18 protein-coding genes are annotated in these 18,582 nt (G+C 71.1%); 8 read left to right on the forward strand and 10 right to left on the reverse strand.

Annotated features, from left to right (window positions below):
* Positions 1-25 precede the first annotated feature (25 nt).
* From DV20_RS23465 to ddaH, 7 genes are all read right to left on the reverse strand, one after another.
* A complete protein-coding gene (locus tag DV20_RS23465; RefSeq protein ID WP_043783796.1) occupies positions 26-1,990 on the reverse strand; it encodes a Wzz/FepE/Etk N-terminal domain-containing protein in 1,965 nt (654 codons plus the stop codon).
* Positions 1,987-3,345, reverse strand: coding sequence for an exopolysaccharide biosynthesis protein (locus DV20_RS23470; RefSeq protein WP_043783797.1), 1,359 nt, complete (start codon positions 3,343-3,345; stop codon positions 1,987-1,989). The genes DV20_RS23465 and DV20_RS23470 overlap by 4 nt, the downstream gene beginning before the upstream one ends.
* 110 nt (positions 3,346-3,455) lie before the next feature.
* Entirely contained in the window at positions 3,456-4,637 is a 1,182-nt protein-coding gene (locus DV20_RS23475; RefSeq protein WP_167344394.1) for a glycosyltransferase family 4 protein, read from the reverse strand.
* Positions 4,627-5,937 (reverse strand): nucleotide sugar dehydrogenase, encoded by a 1,311-nt coding sequence (locus tag DV20_RS23480; protein WP_043783798.1) that lies wholly within the window; start codon positions 5,935-5,937, stop codon positions 4,627-4,629. Before DV20_RS23480 ends, DV20_RS23475 begins: the two co-directional genes overlap by 11 nt.
* Before the next feature lie 194 nt (positions 5,938-6,131).
* Positions 6,132-6,827, reverse strand: a complete 696-nt coding sequence (locus tag DV20_RS23485) for a glycoside hydrolase family 75 protein (RefSeq protein WP_043783800.1) — start codon at positions 6,825-6,827, stop codon at positions 6,132-6,134.
* A 252-nt stretch (positions 6,828-7,079) separates the two neighbouring features.
* On the reverse strand, positions 7,080-7,739 hold the full coding sequence (locus DV20_RS23490; RefSeq protein ID WP_043783801.1) for a polysaccharide deacetylase family protein: 660 nt from the start codon (positions 7,737-7,739) through the stop codon (positions 7,080-7,082).
* Positions 7,740-7,821: 82 nt separating this feature from the next.
* Positions 7,822-8,658: a dimethylargininase gene (gene ddaH, locus DV20_RS23495; protein ID WP_084093625.1), complete on the reverse strand. Its 837-nt coding sequence runs from the start codon at positions 8,656-8,658 to the stop codon at positions 7,822-7,824.
* A gap of 74 nt (positions 8,659-8,732) precedes the next feature.
* Here ddaH and DV20_RS23500 point away from each other — a divergent pair, with 74 nt between their 5' ends.
* Entirely contained in the window at positions 8,733-9,179 is a 447-nt protein-coding gene (locus tag DV20_RS23500; RefSeq protein WP_043783804.1) for an Lrp/AsnC family transcriptional regulator, read from the forward strand.
* Between the two features lie 107 nt (positions 9,180-9,286).
* Positions 9,287-9,859: a dihydrofolate reductase family protein gene (locus DV20_RS23505; protein WP_043783806.1), complete on the forward strand. Its 573-nt coding sequence runs from the start codon at positions 9,287-9,289 to the stop codon at positions 9,857-9,859.
* A 73-nt stretch (positions 9,860-9,932) separates the two neighbouring features.
* Here DV20_RS23505 and DV20_RS23510 read toward each other — a convergent pair whose 3' ends face one another.
* Positions 9,933-10,322, reverse strand: coding sequence for a hypothetical protein (locus DV20_RS23510; RefSeq protein ID WP_043783808.1), 390 nt, complete (start codon positions 10,320-10,322; stop codon positions 9,933-9,935).
* 36 nt (positions 10,323-10,358) lie between these two features.
* Here DV20_RS23510 and DV20_RS23515 point away from each other — a divergent pair, with 36 nt between their 5' ends.
* The 4 genes from DV20_RS23515 to DV20_RS23530 all read left to right on the forward strand — a co-directional run bounded on the left by DV20_RS23515 (position 10,359) and on the right by DV20_RS23530 (position 14,815).
* Positions 10,359-11,123 carry an enoyl-CoA hydratase gene (locus tag DV20_RS23515; RefSeq protein WP_043783810.1) on the forward strand — a complete coding sequence of 255 codons (765 nt, stop codon included), beginning with the start codon at positions 10,359-10,361 and terminating at the stop codon, positions 11,121-11,123.
* A gap of 258 nt (positions 11,124-11,381) precedes the next feature.
* Positions 11,382-13,307: a 2-oxoacid:acceptor oxidoreductase subunit alpha gene (locus tag DV20_RS23520; protein WP_043783812.1), complete on the forward strand. Its 1,926-nt coding sequence runs from the start codon at positions 11,382-11,384 to the stop codon at positions 13,305-13,307.
* A complete protein-coding gene (locus DV20_RS23525) occupies positions 13,304-14,368 on the forward strand; it encodes a 2-oxoacid:ferredoxin oxidoreductase subunit beta (RefSeq protein WP_043783813.1) in 1,065 nt (354 codons plus the stop codon). The genes DV20_RS23520 and DV20_RS23525 overlap by 4 nt, the downstream gene beginning before the upstream one ends.
* 96 nt (positions 14,369-14,464) lie before the next feature.
* Positions 14,465-14,815 carry a VOC family protein gene (locus tag DV20_RS23530; protein ID WP_043783815.1) on the forward strand — a complete coding sequence of 117 codons (351 nt, stop codon included), beginning with the start codon at positions 14,465-14,467 and terminating at the stop codon, positions 14,813-14,815.
* Here the strand turns inward: DV20_RS23530 and DV20_RS23535 are convergent.
* Complete coding sequence (locus DV20_RS23535) at positions 14,808-16,025, reverse strand: sunset domain-containing protein (RefSeq protein ID WP_043783817.1); 1,218 nt, start codon at positions 16,023-16,025, stop codon at positions 14,808-14,810. The two genes, DV20_RS23530 and DV20_RS23535, sit on opposite strands and share 8 nt — an antisense overlap.
* 23 nt (positions 16,026-16,048) lie before the next feature.
* On the reverse strand, positions 16,049-17,101 hold the full coding sequence (locus DV20_RS23540) for a polyprenyl synthetase family protein (RefSeq protein WP_043783819.1): 1,053 nt from the start codon (positions 17,099-17,101) through the stop codon (positions 16,049-16,051).
* 259 nt (positions 17,102-17,360) lie between these two features.
* Here DV20_RS23540 and DV20_RS23545 point away from each other — a divergent pair, with 259 nt between their 5' ends.
* Positions 17,361-17,987, forward strand: a complete 627-nt coding sequence (locus tag DV20_RS23545; RefSeq protein WP_043783821.1) for a hypothetical protein — start codon at positions 17,361-17,363, stop codon at positions 17,985-17,987.
* Positions 17,988-18,297: 310 nt separating this feature from the next.
* A complete protein-coding gene (locus tag DV20_RS23550) occupies positions 18,298-18,570 on the forward strand; it encodes a hypothetical protein (protein WP_235190927.1) in 273 nt (90 codons plus the stop codon).
* Positions 18,571-18,582: the final 12 nt, after the last annotated feature.

The raw sequence follows: 18,582 nt of genomic DNA on the forward strand, positions 1-18,582 counted from the left end.
TCGGTCGCGGCGCGGGTCGGGAGACTCACGCACTCTTTTCGGGGGTCTGGGTGGCGGAGCCCCCGGTCCGGGGCGAAGCCCCGGTTGTCACAGCACTCTTTTCGGGGGTCTGGGTGGCGGAGCCCCCGGCCCGGGGCGAAGCCCCGGTTGTCACAGCACTCTTTTCGGGGGTCTGGGTGGCGGAGCCCCCGGCCCGGGGCGAAGCCCCGGTGGTCACACTGCTCTTTTCGGGCTCGAGTCCGGCGTTCAGTTCGCCCTGGTGGGTCGGTTCGGCTTGGTCGCGCTTGAAGGGCGTCGGCCGCCGCTTCGGGGGCTTGACCGGCGCGAACTTCTTCGTCGGCGCGTTCAGGTGGTCCGGGACGCTCACCCGGCCCGGTGGCGGCAGCGGCGACGCCGGCGGCCGCGGGGTGGCGAGTGCGGGCGGGAGCACCGGCCGGACCGGGGTGAACCGGCGCGTCGGCTGTTCGGTGGTGGCGACGCGCTCGGCGACGCGGGCGACCAGCTCGTCCAGCCGGTCTTCGCGCTCGGCCGAGGCCGGCGGCGCCGCGGCGGCGGCGGCCGGGCGGCCGCGTCCGCGCAGGGCCGTGTGCAGGCCGTCCCACAGCGTTCCGTCGGACTTGTCGCGCGGGTCCGGGTCGACCAGCACGACGCCGATGATCGGGATCTGCTGGTCGGCCAGCTGCCGCGCGACCGTGTGCAGCCACAGCGTGTTCGCGTGCCCGGCCTTCACGACCAGCACGGTCTCCTTGCCGAGATGCTCCAGGTCGGTCCACGCCGTGCCCGGCGAGACCGTGCCGACGCCGACGCGGCGCTCCTCCGGCGTCCCGGCCGGGTCGCCGGCTCCGACGACCGGGACGTCGCTCTGGGTTTCCTGCGCCAGCTTGCGGACGTCCTCGCCCGGCAGGTCGTCGACGACGCTCGCGGCGCCCTCGGTGGCCAGCTCGCTCGCGATGTCCAGGCCGAGTGCGGCGGCGACCTTCGGCGCGCCGAGCTCCAGCAGCGACACCTCGCGCGGGTCCTGCTTGATCAGGCGGACCAGCGTCGTGGCGACGCGCCGGCGTTCGGTGACCGCGCGCGAGCGCCGCCACAGCCGGGCGGGCCCGCGCGGCTTCGACGGCAGCTGCGCGATCACGGACGCGCCGAGGTGCGTCGAGATCTCGCGGCGCAGCACCGGCCGGTCGCGCGAGACCGCGCCGACGGCGACGAGCGCGAGCCCGAGGGCCAGGCCGAGCGCGAACCCGATGCCGGCGTTGGTCGCGGTGGTCTTGAGGAACGCCTTGGGCAGCACGCGGGCCGCGTCGACGATCTGGGTCCCCGCGGCGACCTGCGGGCTGCCGATGCCGGCCTGCTGGGCGCGCGAGGTGAAGTCGGTGATCTGCGCGGTGAGCGCCGCGCGGCGGCTGTAGAGGTTCTCGAGGGCGGGTTGGCTGGCCTGGCGGCCCTTGCCCTCCTCGGCGACGATCTGCTGCTCGACCTTGGCCAGCTCGTCCTGGGCGTTCTTGCGCTGGTCGAGGATGGCCTGCGACTGGGCGGCCGCGGCCGCCTGGCTGCGCTTGACGTGGTCGGCGATGAACGTCTCGGCCAGCGCCTGCGCCCGCGACACGGCCTCTTCGTTGCTCTTGGCCTTGACCGTGATCTGCAGGATGTTGTTCGTCAGCCCGAGGCCCGCGTAGTTCTTCATGAAGTCTTCGGGCGAATCGGTGCTGCCCAGCTTCTTCAGCGCCGCCTCGGCGACCTGGGTCGTCTGCAGGACGGCGACGTCGGTGCGCATCAGCGTGCCGCTGTCGGTCGGCGAGTCGTCCTGGTGGACCACGATGACCTTGGCGACCGCGGTCGGCGGCGCGGGCAGCGCGACGGCCAGTGCCGCGCCGGCGATGAGCCCGAGCAGCGCGGTGGCCAGCCAGATGCGCTTGCGGCGGCGGATGGCGACGAACAGGCGCTGCAGATCGATCAGCGGGGCGGCCTGGGCCTGCGAGGAGGGAGTCGTCACGCCGAACCTGCCAGAGCTTTCTCGGGGGCTTCCGCCGCGGGTCCGGGGTCCTCCGGCGCAGGCGGCCGGACGGGGTGGGTGAGGACGGCGCCGACGATCTCCTGGCCGGCGTCGGCGGCGGCCTCGGCGAGCCGGACGAGCTGCCACGCGGTGCGCGTGCCGGCACCCAGCACGACCAGCACGCCGGAGCTCGCCGTTGCGTCCGGCACGGTCGGCCGGTCGGGCGAGAACTCGAAGACCCGCAGCGGCACGGAGAGCCGGTCGGCCAGTTCGGCGAGCTGCGCGGCGGCCAGGCGGCCGGTCTCGTCGTCCTCGGCCACCAGCAGCAGAACGTCGGCGGGACCGGTGGCCACCCGGGCCAGCACCCGGCGGTAGCGGATGTCGCGGTTGACCTCGTCGGCCGAGGTCGCGACCGGCGGCAGCACCCACGGCCGGTCGCCGCCGAGCAGGTGCCGCACCTTGCCGAGGAAGCCGGTGGCCGGGCGGCGGTCGCCTTCCGGGGTGGTGACGTCGACGCCGGCCAGGATCGGCGCGCCGAGCGCGGCGGCGATCTGCGGCTCGCCGCGGAGGCGCCGGTCGGTGCGGGCGGTGAACAGGTGGCCGATCAAGCCGGCGAGGAAGAACAGCACCGCACCCCCGGCGACGAACTGCGTCATCGTCGGGGCCGCCGGTGACGTCGGGCGCTGCGACGGCCCGAGCACGACGGTGTTGCCGACGCCGGTCGCGAGATCGGCTTCGTTCAGGTCGTTGATCGCCTGCTCCAGCGACGACTTCAGGCCTTCGAGCTGGGTGCGGACCTGCACGCTCTCCACGGTCAGGTCGCCGCCGACGTTCTTGGCGAGGTCGCTGATCTTCTCCGTGGTGAGCTTGACCTGCTGGCGCAGCGACTCGCGCTGTTCCTGGGCCAGCTGCACCGAAGCGTCGGCGGAGTTGCTCGCCAGCTGCCCGGCGAACTTGACGTACTGCTGGGCGACCTGGTCGGCGAGCTGCTGGGCGTGTTCGGCGGTGTCGGCGGAGACGGTGATCGTCACGACGTTGCTCTGCGCCACCGACGTGCTGACCTGGTCCTTCAGGTCGGCGCCGCTGGGGTGCCACGGCAGCATGGCCGCGGCGCGGTCGAGGACGACCGAAGCCTTCGCGATGTCGGCCTGGGTGAGCAGCTCGTCGGCCTGGCGCGGGCCCTGGAGCAGCACGCTGGCCGTCGTCTTGTAGCCGGGCGAGAACAGGACCGACGCTCCGGCGCCGATCAGCGCGCCCAGCACGGCGATGGCGGCCAGCAGCCGCCAACGCCGTCGCAGGACCTGCCCGACCAGGGCCAGGCGCACCGTGTCTTCAGTCAACGGCGGGATCTCCATTCCTGAGACGGGTACGCCGAACGGATCCAGTTGATCGGCCGGTTACCCCAACCGTCGTCGGACCGGAGGCATTGGTTACACGTCCGGGTGACTTCTTGACCGAATGGCGATCAAGACTTCACGGCGTGCTCATACGCGGCGAGCAGGTTCTTCGCGGAGTTCTCCCAGGAAAGGGGCCCCGCCACCCTGGCCTGGCCGAGCTTGCCCATGCGAACCCGTTCCTCCGGGTCGTCGAGCAGCTGGGCGACGAGCTTCGCGAACGCCGACTCGTCGTTCGCCGGGGCGTAGACCGCCGCGTCACCGGCGGACACCCGCGCTTCCCGCAGCTCGAACGAGACGATCGGCTTGCTCATCGCCATGTACTCCATGACCTTGTTCATCGTGGAGACGTCGTTGAGCGGGTTCAGCGGGTCCGGCGACAGGCAGACGTCGGCGGTGGACAGGTAGCGGACCAGGTCCTCGTCGGAGATCCGGCCGGTGAACTCGACCTGGTTGGCCAGCCCGAGCTTCGCCGACAGCGCGACCATGTCGTCGAACGCGTCGCCCGAGCCGACGAACACCGCGTGCCAGTCGGTGCGGCCGATCTCGTCCCGCAGCTTCGCGAGCGCGCGCAGGGCGTAGTCGACGCCGTCCTGCGGGCCCATCACGCCGAGGTAGGCCAGCAGGTGCGGCTTGCCCTTCTTCAGCTCGGGCTCCGCGGGAACCTCGTGGAACCGCTCGACGACCGGCGCGCTGCGCACGACGAAGACGTCTTCGGGCTTCTTGCCGCCGCGGATCCGGGCGACCTGCTGGTAGCTCTCGTTCGTCGAGATGACGACGTCGGCGGCGCGGTAGGTGGCGCGTTCGAGCGCGCACACCCCGCGGTAGAGCAGGTCCTGCCCGCGGTCGAACCGCGAGAGGTACAGCTCGGGGCACAGGTCGTGCTGGTCGAAGACGAACTTCGCGCCCTGGCGCTTGAGCACCTTCGCGACCAGGTACAGCAGGTCCGGCGGGTTGCAGGCGTGCACGACGTCGACCGGCCCGACCTTGCGGGCCAGCCGCAGCGTGTGCCACAGCGCGGTGCCGTACTCCTGCAGGTAGCCCGCCGGGCCGCCGGTCGCCGCCTTCAGCGGGTAGCGGTGGATGTGGACGCCGTCGACGACGGCTTCGGCCTCGGTGTCGCGTTTCGTGCCCTGCGGGCAGATCACGTGGACTTCCCACCCGGCGTCGCGCAGGGTCGTGGACTCCTGCCAGACGCGCCGGTCGAAGGGAACGGAGAGGTTTTCGACGAGGATGAGCGCTTTACCAAGCAAGGCCGGCGTATCCCTCTTCAAGGCGACGCTCGGCGGCGTCGGGCAGGCGGACGAGGTCGACGATCTCCCGGCCGTGCGGCAGGGCCGCCAGGACGTCCGGGTCTTTGGTGCCCACGAGCAGGACGTCGGCGTGGTTCACCACTTCTTCGACGGTCCCGGCGAGCAGCTGGCCGAGGTGCGGCAGCCGGCCCTCGATGTACTCGCGGTTGGCGCCCATCAGCCGCGAAAGGCTGACGTTGGCGTCGTAGATCTTCAGGTCGTAGCCCTTGCCGAGCAGCTTCTCGGCCAGCTCGACCAGCGGCGACTCGCGCAGGTCGTCGGTGCCCGGCTTGAACGACAGCCCGAACAGCCCGACCTTCCGCTTGCCGGTGCGCGCCACCAGGTCGAACGCGCGCTGCAGGTGGTCGTCGTTCGACGCGAGCACGTGCGACAGGATCGGCACGCTGACGTCGGCGCGGTGCGCGGCGTAGACGAGCCCGCGCAGGTCCTTCGGCAGGCACGAGCCGCCGAAGGCGAACCCGGGCTTGAGGTAGGCGGGGCTGATGTTGAGCTTGGTGTCGGCGAGGAAGACGTCGATCACCTGGTGCGAGTCGAGGCCCAGTGCCCGGCAGATGGCGCCGAGCTCGTTGGCGAAGCCGATCTTCAAGCCGTGGAAGGAGTTGTCGGCGTACTTCGTCATTTCCGCGACCGGGATCGGCACGCGGAACACCGGGCCGGGCAGCCCCTCGTACAGCCCGGCGACGGCGTCCCCGCTCGCGGTGTCGATCTCGCCGATCACCGTCTTCGGCGGGTCGAAGAAGTCGCGGACGCTGGTGCCCTCGCGCAGGAACTCCGGGTTCACCGCGACGCCGAAATCGACGCCGGCCGTGCGGCCCGAGGCTTTCTCCAGGATCGGGACCAGCAGGTCCAGGCAGGTGCCCGGCAGCATCGTGCTGCGGAAGACGACGGTGTGCCGCTCGCTCTTCAGCGCGAGCGCTTCCCCGATTTCCTCGGCGACGCGCTCGAGGTAGACGGTGGAAAGGCTGCCGTTCGGCGCCGACGGCGTCCCGACGCAGACCAGCGAAATCTCGCTGTCGGCGACGGCTTCGGCGACGTCGGTCGTGGCTCTCAGCGCGCCGCTCGCGACGACCTCGGCGGTCAGCTCGCCGATCCGCTCCTCGACCACGGGGGCGTTGCCCTGCGTGATGAGGTCGATCTTCACCGGGTTGACGTCCACGCCGACCACCCGGTGCCCCTGCCCCGCCAGGCACGCGGCGGAGACACAACCGACGTAACCGAGCCCGAAGACACTGATCTTCACGCCACAACCTCCGCTATTCCGCGCGACCCTCAAGTTGGTCGGCGGGCGCCCCTGGATCGTTACCGCGGGCGTGGCGAACGGGGGACAGCGTGAGACTGCGGTGAGACGCAAGGGATTCCGGTGCGAATCACGTTTCGATTCGGCGGCGGACCGTGGCCGGGAACCACGATCCGCCGCCGGCTCGTGAATAGGTGTCAGTTGTTGTTCACGAAAGTGGTGGCGAGGCTTTGGCCCTTGCTCACCGCGTTCGCGTGGTTCTCGATCGGCGAGACGGCCGAGTTCTTGAAGCAGATGTACGTGACGCCGGAGTCGGTGCCGCCGTTGGACGGGTCGGGGTTGATGCCGAGGTCCTTCGCCGTCGCGTAGGAGGCTTCGCCGATGATCTGCGACGGGCCGGTGTCGCCGATGACCGCGTACTCGACCTTGCCGTTGTAGATCACCGCGCAGGAGCCGCCGCCCTTGAGGCCGGAGGAGGAGTACTTCCAGATGCTGCTGGAGCTCGGCACGACGATGTAGGGCAGCTTCGCGGCGTTGAGCGGCTTGCCGTCGGACTGGTGGAACGCCGTGTCGGCCTGGAAGCAGCAGTCGGTGTCTTCGTTGCACTCGGTGGTGCGCTGGCCGTCGCAGTCGATGTCCATGTCGGCCTTCCAGAAGACCGCGCCGTTGGCGTCGCAGACCGCGACCGTCTTGCCGGAAACGTCTTCGTCGGTCTTGTACTTGCCGTTCGAGATCTGGTTGCAGCCGGCGGTTTTGGCGAGCAGCTGGGCTGCCGTGGGGGCGGCTTCCGCGGCGGCCGGGGCCGCGGCCGGGGCGGGCGACGCCGACGCGAGGGCCGACGGCAGCAAGGCCGCCGCCAGCGCGAGCGTCGCGAGCAGGATCAGTTTCCGCATTCCTGGTGCTCCCTTTAGTTAGGAAACTTTCCTTACGGCGGCGGGGCACCAGGATGCACCCCGGAACCGTGCTCACTCAAGCCCCGCAGGTGCGGGAATTTCCCATCACGTGGCCGAACTTGACGAAAACGCTGCTCATCGGTCCAGGTGCGCGGAGGCCGGTGTCCCGTTGGCCGGGACGCCCCAGCCGCCATCCACCCAGAGTCATGAGTGTCGAGGCGGGTCGGAAGCGGCCTTACCCCTCACGAGGGTTCAGCGGGCGGGGCGGCGGAAGAGGCGGTTCGTCCAGCGCGGGGTCCGCCGCCGGGAGCCGGCGAGCACCGCGTCGAGCCAGTCGCCGTCGAGGTCGTGCGGGAGCTCGGTGCGCGCCTGCAGCCAGCCGTCGCGGCGGACCTCCCCGCCGTCGCTGGAGTAAACCCGGGTGGCACCCGCCTGCCGCAGCCGCGCGAGCACGCGCCGGTCGTAGGCGCCGAACGGCAGCGAGTACCGCCGCACCGGCCGGCCGCAGAGGTCGCCGAGCAGCTTCGGCGCGTCCCGCAGTTCGCGGTCGGCGTGCCGGTCGTCGAGCCGCCGCCAGTCACGCGGTTCCCAGCCGTGCGAACCGATCTCCATCCCGGCCCGCGCGAGCTCGCACAGCCCGTCGCGGTCGAGGTAGCCGCGCTGCCCGAGCCGGCCGGCGAGCGGGAAGAACTCCGCCGTCAGCCCGCGGTCGACCAGCCGCGGCAGGACGATTTCGACGTCGGAGTCGTTGCCGTCGTCGAAGGTCAGGTGGACGTCTTCGCGCTCGGCGGCGACGTCGAGGACGCGTTCGAACTGCTCGACGGTCAGCCAGCGCTCGTCCTCCCCCGGATCGAGCGGGCGCGCCGGCCGGCCGACTCCGTGCACGGCGAGGATCACCGTCACCACTCCCACCGCCTGCCACCGTGAGTAGTCGATTTGTTACTTCGATTAATCGCGCTGGCAAACGGGTGAGTTACACGTTTTCGGGAGTTGATCAGCCTTTGCGGATTTCCAGCGTGCAGCACTTCGGGCCGCCGCCGGCTTTCCGCAGCTCGGAGATGTCGACGTAGACCGGTTCGTACCCCTGTGCGGCCAGAAGTTCACCCAGCCGGGTGGCTTCGACCGGAAGGACCACGTTGCGGCCGTCGGACACGCCGTTGAGGCCGAAGCACTCGGCGTCTTCCCTGGTCGCGAGGACGGCGTCCGGGAACACCCGCTCCAGGACGCGGCGCGAGCCGGCCGAGAAGGCCTCCGGGTAGTAGACGATCTGCGCGCGGGTCGTGTCCGTCGCTTCGGCGAGCACGAACAAGGCGGTGTCGAGGTGGTAGTAGCGCGGGTCGACCAGCTGCAGCGAGACGACCGGGACGCCGAGGACCTCCTGCGCCTCGGCGTGCGCGGCCGGGTCGGTGCGGAAGCCGGTGCCGGCGAGCAGCAGGGAGCCGGTCCAGGCGAAGTCGCCTTCGGCTTCGTTGATCTTCTCCGGCATGGTGATGTCGCGGTAGCCGTGCTCGACGAACCAGCGGCGGAAGTGCTCGGCCTCCGCGGTGCGCTGCGGCGCGCGGAACCGCGAGCCGAGCACGCGGCCGTCGACGACGGTGCCGGAGTTGGCGGCGAAGACCATGTCGGGCAGGCCGGGCTGGGGCTCGATCTCCTCGACGGTGTGGCCGAGGCGGCGGTAGGTGTCGCGCAGCTCGGTCCACTGCGCGACGGCGACGTCCGCGCTGACCGGCTGGGTCGGGTCCATCCAGGGGTTGATCACGTAGTCCACCGCGAAGTAGCGCGGAGGGCACATCAGGTATCGACGGGTGGTCGGTACGCGCATCGCCTGCATGAGTGCAGGGTAAGGCGGACCTAATATCGCAATCAATCGCTGTTCGCTGCGCATATCTGTGCTAAATGTTGCGTGTGAACACCATCGACCAGCGAATCGTTTCGTGTCTCGTGGCGAACGCGCGAAGCAGCTACGCGGAGATCGGCAAGGTGGTCGGCCTCTCGGCGCCGGCGGTGAAGAGGCGCGTGGATCGCCTGCTGGAGACCGGCATCCTGCGGGGCTTCACCGCGGTGGTCGACCCGGAGGCCCTGGGCTGGGGAACGGAGGCGTTCGTCGAGGTCACCTGCCAGGGCAACATCACGCCGGCCCGCATCCGGTCCCGCCTGGAGCCGTTGCCGGAGGTGGTGGCGGCGTACACGGTGTCGGGCGCGGCGGACGCGATCGTCCACCTGCGGGCGGCCGACATCCACCACCTGGAGACGGCGCTGGAGCGGCTGCGCGGACTGGAGATCGTGGACCGGACGGTGTCGACGGTGGTGCTTTCCCGGCTGCTGGAGCGACCGCCGACGCCGGAGCAGTGAGGACTCCCCGCGAAAAGTTCCGGGGTGGCTGTCGGATCGGGCCGGTGGCGTTCGTAGCGGGAGTGAGGCGCCGCCCGGCGCGACCGACTTCCGCGAGGAGCCCCACGATGACCGCCACCTACACCTTCGACATCTTCTCGACGCTCGACGGCTTCGCCAACCACAACGGCGACTGGGGCGGTTACTGGGGCAAGCAGGGCCCCGAGTTCCTCGCTCACCGCGCGGCCGCCCACCGCGACCCGCTGCGCATGGTGCTCGGCGCCCGCACCTACGCGGGGAACGCGCCGTTCCTCGACGCGGGCTTCGACCGCGGCCTGCTCGACACGTGGATCGTGCGCATGTTCGCCTCCCCGGTGACGGTGCTTTCCAGCCGGCTGACCGAACCGCTCGACTGGCCGGGCACGACCATCGAGCCCGGCGATCCGATCGACGTCGTCCGGCGTCTCAAGGTCGAATCGGCCGTGCCGCTGCGCTCCCACGGGAGCCTGACGCTCAACCGCGCGCTCCTGAACGCCGGCCTGGTCGACACCATCGAGGTGACGGTCTTCCCGGTGATCTCCGGGGACACCGGCGTGGACCGGGTCTTCGACGGAGTGGCCGACTTCGACCTCGAGCTGCTCGGGGCCCGGACCTTCGACGGCCACACGCAGGTGCTGACCTACCGCCCGGCCCGGCACTGAGCAGCACGGCCCCCGGAACTGTCGGCCCTCGCCGATACGCTGATCACCGGGGGCCGGAGGCCGGAGGCCGCCCTCAGCCGCCCAGCGCGCGCAGCACCGCCGGCGCTTCGTCCGGGTGCAGCCGCAGCTCCGTGCGGCCGCCGGCCGCGTGGAACGTCACCGCCTGCCGGTCCACCGCCTGCATCGTCAGCTCCCCCGGCGCGAACACCACCGGCTCCTCGCGCGGGGACCGCCACCGCACCGGGCCCTCCCCGGCCACCAGCCACCCGCGCCGCTCGCGGCCCGCCGTCTGCTCTTCGGAGCGCAGCACGCACGGGTACTCCACGCGCTCGCCGCGGGCCGCCGCCGCGGCGCGGGCCCGGCGGCGGCGGGCTCCGAACAGCTCGACCGTGTCGATCATCGTCAGGAGGTGGCCCACCACCACGACGATGCCCTTGACCAGCACCCCGACCAGTTCCCCCATGCACCCGAAACTACCGGAGCGTGCCACGCTGAAGCCATGACCGACAGCATCGTCAGCGAGCACTCCGGCGGCGTCGCCCTCCTCACCGTCGACGCGCCCGGCAGCCGGAACGCGCTGACCCTCGACCTCTCCGCGCAGCTCGCCGCCGCCGTCGCGGCGGCCGAACAGGACGAGTCCGTGCACGCCGTCGTCGTCACCGGGACGCCGCCCGCCTTCTGCGCCGGCGCCGATCTGTCCGCGCTCTCCGCCGCCGACGAAGCCGGCCTGCGTGCCATCTACGAAGGCTTCCTCGCCGTCGCGCGGTGCGCGCTCCCGACCATCGCCGCCGTCGGGGGTGCCGCCGTCGGGGCCGGGCTGAACCTCGCGCTCGCCGCGGACGTCCGGCTCGCCGGGCCGCGGGCGAAGTTCGTCGCCCGGTTCCTCGAGCTCGGCCTGCACCCCGGGGGCGGAATGACCTGGATGACGCAGCGGCTCGCCGGCCCGCAGCAGGCCGCCGCGATGACGTTGTTCGGCCAGCCCCTCGACGCCGAGGCCGCGGTGCGCGCCGGGCTGGCGCTGCGCGTGGTCGACGGCGGCCACGACGAGCTGCTGACGGCCGCGCGTGAGCTCGCTCACCCCGCCGTCGCCGCTCCGCGCGAAGCGCTGATCGCCACCAAGCGCAGTCTCCGCACCACCGCCGGCCTGGCCGAACACGCCGACGCCGTCGACGTCGAGATCCGGCCGCAGCTGGCCTCGCTGGCGTCACCGGAGTTCGCCGAGCGGGTTTCCCGGTTGCGGGACCAAATCCGTTCTCGGCCGTGACTCGAGCCGGCGGATCTACCCTTCGGGAGACACGCATCACAACGCGGCGCAGTGGGTACCCGTTACCATCAGTTACAGGTATCTGGCGTACCTGCGCAGAGACATTGAAGAGCATCAATGAGGTCGCCCAAGAGCCGGGACACTACCAACATCGGTGTTGAGGGCGAGCTAACCTCGAGGGTAGACCTGGTGAGCGCAGCCGCGGCACCGGCAGGTGAACGGAAGCCGTACCGTCGGGAGAGAGGGAATCCCTGACCCATGAGCACGAGTGCGAACGGCAACGGCGCTGGCCACGGCTCGCTCGCCGCAACCAGGCCGACCGAGGTCAGCAAGCTGGACCGGGTGGTCATCCGGTTCGCGGGCGACTCCGGTGACGGCATGCAGCTGACCGGCGACCGGTTCACGTCCGAGGCCGCCGCGTTCGGCAACGACCTGTCGACGATGCCGAACTTCCCCGCGGAGATCCGCGCGCCACAGGGCACCATCCCCGGTGTCTCGAGCTTCCAGGTGCACTTCGCCGACTACGACATCCTCACCCCCGGCGACCGGCCGGACGTGCTGGTGGCGATGAACCCGGCCGCGCTGAAGGCGAACCTCGCCGACGTCCCGCACGGCGGCACGATCATTCTCAACACCGACGAGTTCATCAAGCGGAACCTCACCAAGGTCGGCTACGCGACGGACCCGCTGGACGACGACACGCTCGCGCCGTACCAGGTGCACCGGGTCGCCATGTCGACCCTGACCCAGGGCGCGCTCGCCGAAACCGGCCTCGGCAAGAAGGACGCCGAGCGCTGCAAGAACATGTTCGCGCTCGGCCTGCTGTCGTGGATGTACCACCGGCCGACCGAGGGCACCGAGCGGTTCCTGCGCGAGAAGTTCGCGAAGAAGCCGGACATCGCCGAGGCGAACATCCTCGCCTTCCGCGCGGGCTGGAACTACGGCGAGACCACCGAGTCGTTCGCGACGACGTTCCAGGTCGCCCCGGCGAAGCTGACCCAGGGCACCTACCGGCAGATCACCGGCAACACCGCGCTGGCCTACGGAATCGTGGCCGCCGGGCAGCGCTCCGGCCTGCAGATCCTGCTCGGCACGTACCCGATCACCCCGGCGTCGGACATCCTCCACGAGCTGTCCAAGCACAAGCACTTCGGCATCATCACCTTCCAGGCCGAAGACGAGATCGCCGGCATCGGCGCCGCGCTCGGCGCGTCCTACGGCGGCGCGCTCGGGGTCACCTCGACGTCCGGGCCCGGTGTCGCGCTGAAGTCCGAAGCCGTCGGCCTCGGCGTGATGGTGGAGCTACCGCTGGTCGTCATCGACGTCCAGCGCGGCGGCCCGTCCACCGGGCTGCCGACCAAGACCGAGCAGGCCGACCTGCTGCAGGCGATGTTCGGCCGCAACGGCGAATCGCCGGTCCCGATCGTCGCGCCGCTGTCGCCGGCGGACTGCTTCGACGCGGCCGTCGAGGCGACCCGGATCGCGCTGAAGTACCGCACGCCGGTGCTGCTGCTCTCGGACGGCGCGATCGCCAACGGTTCCGAGCCGTGGCTGATCCCGGACGTCGACGAGCTGCCCGACCTGCGGGTCGAGTTCGCCACCGAACCCAACGCGGACAACGACTCCGGCGAGTTCTGGCCGTACGTCCGCGACCCCGAAACGCTCGCCCGCGCCTGGGCGATCCCGGGCACGCCGGGGCTGCAGCACCGCATCGGCGGGCTGGAGAAGGCCGACAAGACCGGCCACATCTCCTACGACCCGGACAACCACGACAAGATGGTCCGGCTGCGGCAGGCGAAGATCGACGGCATCGACGTCCCCGACCTCGTCGTCGACGACCCGAGCGGCGGCAAGGCCCGCGTGCTCGCGCTCGGCTGGGGCAGCTCGTTCGGCCCGATCGGGGCGGCGTGCCGCCGCGTGCGCAAGCTCGGCCTGCCGATCGCGCAGGCGCACCTGCGCCACCTCAACCCGCTGCCGGCCAACCTCGGCGACATCCTGCGCAGCTACGACAAGGTCGTGGTGCCGGAGATGAACCTCGGGCAGCTGGCCCTGCTGCTGCGGGCGAAGTACCTGGTCGACGTCCACTCGCACACCAAGGTCGCGGGGATGGCGTTCAAGGCCGAAGAGCTGCAGAACCTGTTCTCGGAGATCATCACCAGCGTCACCACGGAGGCGGCGAAATGACCGCGATCGATCTGGGGATACCCAACCTCGGCGGCCTGGACCTCGTGCCCACCACCGACGAGCCGCAGAAGGCCAAGGACTACAAGTCCGACCAGGAAGTCCGCTGGTGCCCCGGCTGCGGCGACTACGTCGTCCTCAACGCCGTCCAGTCGTTCCTGCCGACGCTGGGCCTCAAGCGCGAGAACATCGTGTTCATCTCGGGCATCGGCTGCTCGTCGCGCTTCCCGTACTACCTCAACACCTACGGCATGCACTCGATCCACGGCCGCGCGCCGTCGATCGCGACCGGCCTGGCCACCACGCGGCCGGACCTGTCGGTGTGGGTCGTCACGGGTGACGGCGACGCGCTGTCCATCGGCGGCAACCACCTGATCCACGCGCTGCGCCGCAACGTGAACATCAAGATCCTGCTGTTCAACAACCGGATCTACGGGCTGACCAAGGGCCAGTACTCCCCGACGTCCGGGCAGGGCATGGTCACCAAGTCGACCCCGATGGGTTCGGTGGACACGCCGTTCAACCCGCTGTCGCTGGCGATCGGCGCGGAGGCGTCGTTCGTGGGCCGGGCCCTGGACTCCGACCGCAAGGGCCTGACCGAGGTCCTGCAGGCGGCGGCGCAGCACCGCGGCTCGGCGCTGGTCGAGATCTACCAGAACTGCCCGATCTTCAACGACGGCGCGTTCGACGTCCTCAAGGACGCCGACGAAGCCGCGACGCGCCTGATCCCGCTGCGCGCGGGCGAGCCGATCCGCTTCGGCCCGAACCAGGAGTTCGGCGTCAAGCGCGGCGACTGGGGCGGCCTGGACGTCGCCAAGGTCGCGGACATCGGCGAGGACAACATCGTGGTGCACGACCCGTCGATCGCGGACACGTCGTACGCGTTCGCGCTGTCGCGCCTGGGCGACCAGAACCTCAACCACGTCCCGACGGGCATCCTCCGCCAGGTCGAGCGCCCGACGTACGACGACGGCGCCCGCGCCCAGGTCGAGGAGGCCCGCGCGGCCCGCAAGCCGGACCTGCAGGCCCTGCTGCGCGGCAAGGACACCTGGACCGTCGCGTAACCCGCCGCTTTTCGAAGGCCGCCATGCCCCGGGCATGGCGGCCTTCGGCGTTTCCGGGCTTGCCCCAGTTGGGACATGTGTCCTAAGTTCTAGTCCATGCGACCTGACTCACCGTTCGTCTTCTTCGACGTCCGCACCGCCGACGCGGCGGGCAGCAAGCGGTTCTTCGCCGAATTGCTGGGCTGGGAAACCCGAGACGCCCTGCTGACGTCCGGCGGCGCGCCCTGGGGCGGCCTCACCGAGCTGGCTCCCGGCGACGACCGGACGCCGCAGTGGCTCCCCTACGCGCCGGTGTCCGATGTGGACGCCGCCGCGGCGAAAGCGCGGGAGCTGGGCGGAACCCTGGTGCGCGAACGCACCGACCTGCCGTTCGGCTCCCTGGTGGTGGTCACCGATCCCGGCGGCGCGGCCCTCGTGCTGTTCCAGGCCGCGCCGGGGCTCAGCTGAGCGGCCGGAACCCGACCCGCTCGGCGTCCTCGGCCGTCCGGAACCAGACCTCGGCGACCATCTTCGGGAACTGCGCCGATTCTTCGGTGCAGTAGCGCAAGGCTGTGACGCTGGCCTTCACGGCGAAGCTGTCGCTGGGTGCCCCGCCGCCCGGGCGCGGCATCGCCGAACCGGGGCCGAACGGGCCGGGCGGGACGGCGTCGCCCGCCACCTGGCGGGCCGGGGGCGGCTCGGGGGCCGCGACGCCGGCGGCCGCCTGGTTCGGCTGCACCGACGGCTCGAACAGCGAGCCGCTGTGCGCGCCGGCCAGGTCGGGCTCGCGGCGCTCGACCGTGCGCATCGACGGCTGGATCGGCTGCGGCGCGTCGAACCCGCCGCGCGCCGCTTCCCGCGGCTGCCGCTTCGGCAGCACCTGCGTCGCTTCGGCGGGGGTCTCCGGCGGCACGTCCAGGTCGGCTTCGTCGATGTCGCCGCCGAAGGCGTACTGCGGCGGCTCGGCCTCTTCCGCCTCGTCCTTGCGCACCGAGCCGAGGTAGCGCGTGCGCTCCACCGGCTCCTCGAACGCCGACCGCTCGGACGGCGCCTCGGGGTCGAACCAGTCCGGCACGGCCGCCGGCTCACCGGACGGCGGCTGGAACAGCGATCCGGCCGGTTCGGGGTCGGCCGTCCGGTCGAGCCGCGACAGCGTGGGCACCTCGAGCTCGTCGTCGTCGAACGAATCCCCGGCCGGGACCAGGTACTGCGTCGCGGTGGCGCGGTCGGGCGCCTCCGGCTCGGCTTCCGGGGTCAGGAACTCGGCGGCCGCGCTCCGGTACGGGTCGTCCTCGTCGGGCTCCGGCTCGGGCGCGCGGACGGGTTCCGGCTCCGGCGGGATCCGCGGCGGCACCTGGGCGTCCAGCTCGGCGAAGTCCTCGTCGATGTCGTCGTGGACGTCGTCGCGGTGGATCGGCGGCGCGGCGACCAGCGTGCCGGGGTAGGAGGTCTCCTCGCGGGTCGGCTCCAGCTCCGGCCGCCGGAACACCTCGGCGGTGGCGCTCACCGCGGCCGCGTTCGCGGGGGTGCGCGCGGCGTCGGCGTGGGCCTGCGCCAGCGAGCTCTCCAGCCGGCGGACGCTCTTGCGGAGCGGCAGCACGAGCACCAGCCAGGTGAGGAGGACCCCGACGAAGAACGCGGCCAGGCTCCACAGCCAGACCTGTCCGAATATGGACATCTTTCCCTGCCCCTGTTTAGTGCTTAGCGCGTGCGCGCGACCAGGTAGTCGGCGACCGACTCGCACGCGTCCCGGGCGGGTGACGCGGGCAGCGCGGTGAGCTCGGCTCGCGCGCGCTGAGCGTAGTCGGAAAGGGTGACGCGGGCTCGATCGAGTCCGCTACTGACCCGCAGCAGCTCCAGCGCCTCCTGCACGAGGGCGTCGTCGGCGATCGGGCCGGACAGCAGCTCGGTGAGCCGCGGGTCGGTGCCCGGGTCGGCCAGCGCGTACAGCATCGGCAGCGTCCGGACGCCTTCGCGCAGGTCGGTGCCCTGCGCCTTGCCGAGCTCGTCGGACGGCGACGCGATGTCGATGATGTCGTCGGAGATCTGGAACGCGGTGCCGATGATGTCGCCGAACCGGCGCAGCGCCTCGACGTGCTCCTCGGCGGCGCCGGACATCATGCCGCCGAAGCGGCCGGAGGTGGCGATCAGCGACCCGGTCTTCTGGGCGATGACGGTGAGGTAGTGCGCGACGGCGTCGTCACCCGGCCCCGGGCCGACGGTCTCCCGCATCTGGCCGGTGACCAGCTCGCCGAAGGTCTCGGCGATGATCCGCGCCGCGTCCGTGCCCAGGTCGGCGACCAGGCGCGACGCGTGGGCGAAGAGGAAGTCGCCGGTGAGGATGGCGATGGTGTTGTCCCAGCGGGCGTTGACGCTCTCGGCGCCCCGCCGCATGGTGGCCTCGTCCATGACGTCGTCGTGGTAGAGCGTGGCCAGGTGCACCAGCTCCACCGCGGCGGCGGCGATGATGACGTGGTCGTCCTGCTTGGGGCCGAACTGCGCGGAGAGCAGCGTGAACAGCGGACGGAAGCGTTTGCCACCCGCCTCGACCAGGTGCAACGCGGCGTCGTTGACGGCCTGGACGTCGCTGCGGACGACCTCACGCAGCAGCTTCTCGACCTCGGTCAGCCCGCCGGCGATCGAGCGCAGCAGGGTTTCGTCGGCGATCTGCAGCCCGACCGACGCCCGCAGGTCGTCGAGGGCGCCGCCCGGCGCAGCGGGGAGGGATCCCGCCCCGGGGGCTGGGGAAGGCACAGACACGTCGGCTCCGCTCTACTCGTGCACCGGTCGGTTGCCCCTTGAGCGTAGTGGCTACGCCGCGCGGTCGTTTACCCGCTGTCCAGCGGAAACGGTGATGAACATGACACCGCCCGCGGCCACCCACCGGGTGGTTCCCGATCCTCGAAAGGGTGATCGGCGATTCCGGGCGCAACGGACGTCTCCGGCGCGCGGATATCCAGTCGGGGAAAGAGCGGCCGCCCACGGCCGCGTTCCGCGGGTCGAGGAGGAAGAGATGCGCAGCACGATCGTCACCGCGCTGGCGGTGACGGCCCTGGCAGCGTCGGCGGCCACGCCGGCCGCGGCGGCGGCGGCCACCCAGCCGGGCGTGGCGGACATCGGGGAGGCGTCGTTCACGAAGGCGGGCACGACGGTCACGATCCCGGCCCAGGGTCACTGTTCGATCGACGGCCCGACGAGCGCGACGGCCGAAGCGGTGTCGAAGCCGGGCATCACGTTCGGCGGCGGAACGTCCTCGTGCACGACGGCGGACGCGACGACGAAGTCGACGGCAACGGGCAAGAACTTCGACCTGTCGGCGTTGGTGAGCGCGGGCGGCCCGAGGGTGAAGCTGGCCAGTTTCACGGTGACGTGCGAGGCGACCCGGACGCAGGCGAACGCGACCTGGACGTACGGCGGGATGACGGGGATCGCGAACCCGCCGAGCCCGGTCCCGGCCGGGTACGTGTCACCGCTCCGGAAAGCGGACGGAACGGCACTGGCGAACGCGGTGTTCAACACGCAGACCCTCCCGGGCGACGGAAGCGTCGGCTTGACGATGCTGCGCATCGAGTTCCTGCCGCCATCGGGCCTCACCGGCGAGGTGACAGTGGGTCGCACGAGCTGCACACCGACCCCGTAGACGTCCCGAGGGCCGCGGCATGGGAGAGCACCGAGAGGGTTGCCGCGGCCCTCGTGACCTTGGCTTTTGCCGAGAGGGAACCCTGGTAGGGTGCGAGACGTCGGATACGCAGGGTGCCCGGGAGGGAGCACACTGCAAGCTAGGGGAGAGCTGATGACGACGGTGGTGCACTGTGCCTGAGGGACCGGTTTACGACCCGGGCGGGAATTGGGAGCTGCCGGGGCCGAACGGGATTCCGGTCCCCGGGTCGTACGGTGGAGGTGGGTCCGGTGGGGGCTTCGAGTATGACGAGCAGACCCTTCGTGAGTTGATGCACGAGTGGAACGACCTGGCCAACGAGTTCCGCGACGACCAGCAACGTGCGCAATTGGTGGCTCAGGCGCAGGCACCCGGGCTCGAGTACGCGAGCGAAGGCAACGCCGAGCAGATCCGGAATTCCGGCTTGGCCCTCCTGACCACGCTCGACGCCCGGGAACAGTACTGCCGGGCAATGGCGAAGAAGTTCGAAGCAGCGTTAGGCAGGTACGCAGCCACCGAGGACGCGAACAACACGGACATCAAGCAGACCGGAGGCACGCTTTGATCCGCCGGACAG

It is taken from the genome of Amycolatopsis rifamycinica (assembly GCF_000695625.1).
In the GTDB taxonomy this organism is placed as follows: domain Bacteria; phylum Actinomycetota; class Actinomycetes; order Mycobacteriales; family Pseudonocardiaceae; genus Amycolatopsis; species Amycolatopsis rifamycinica.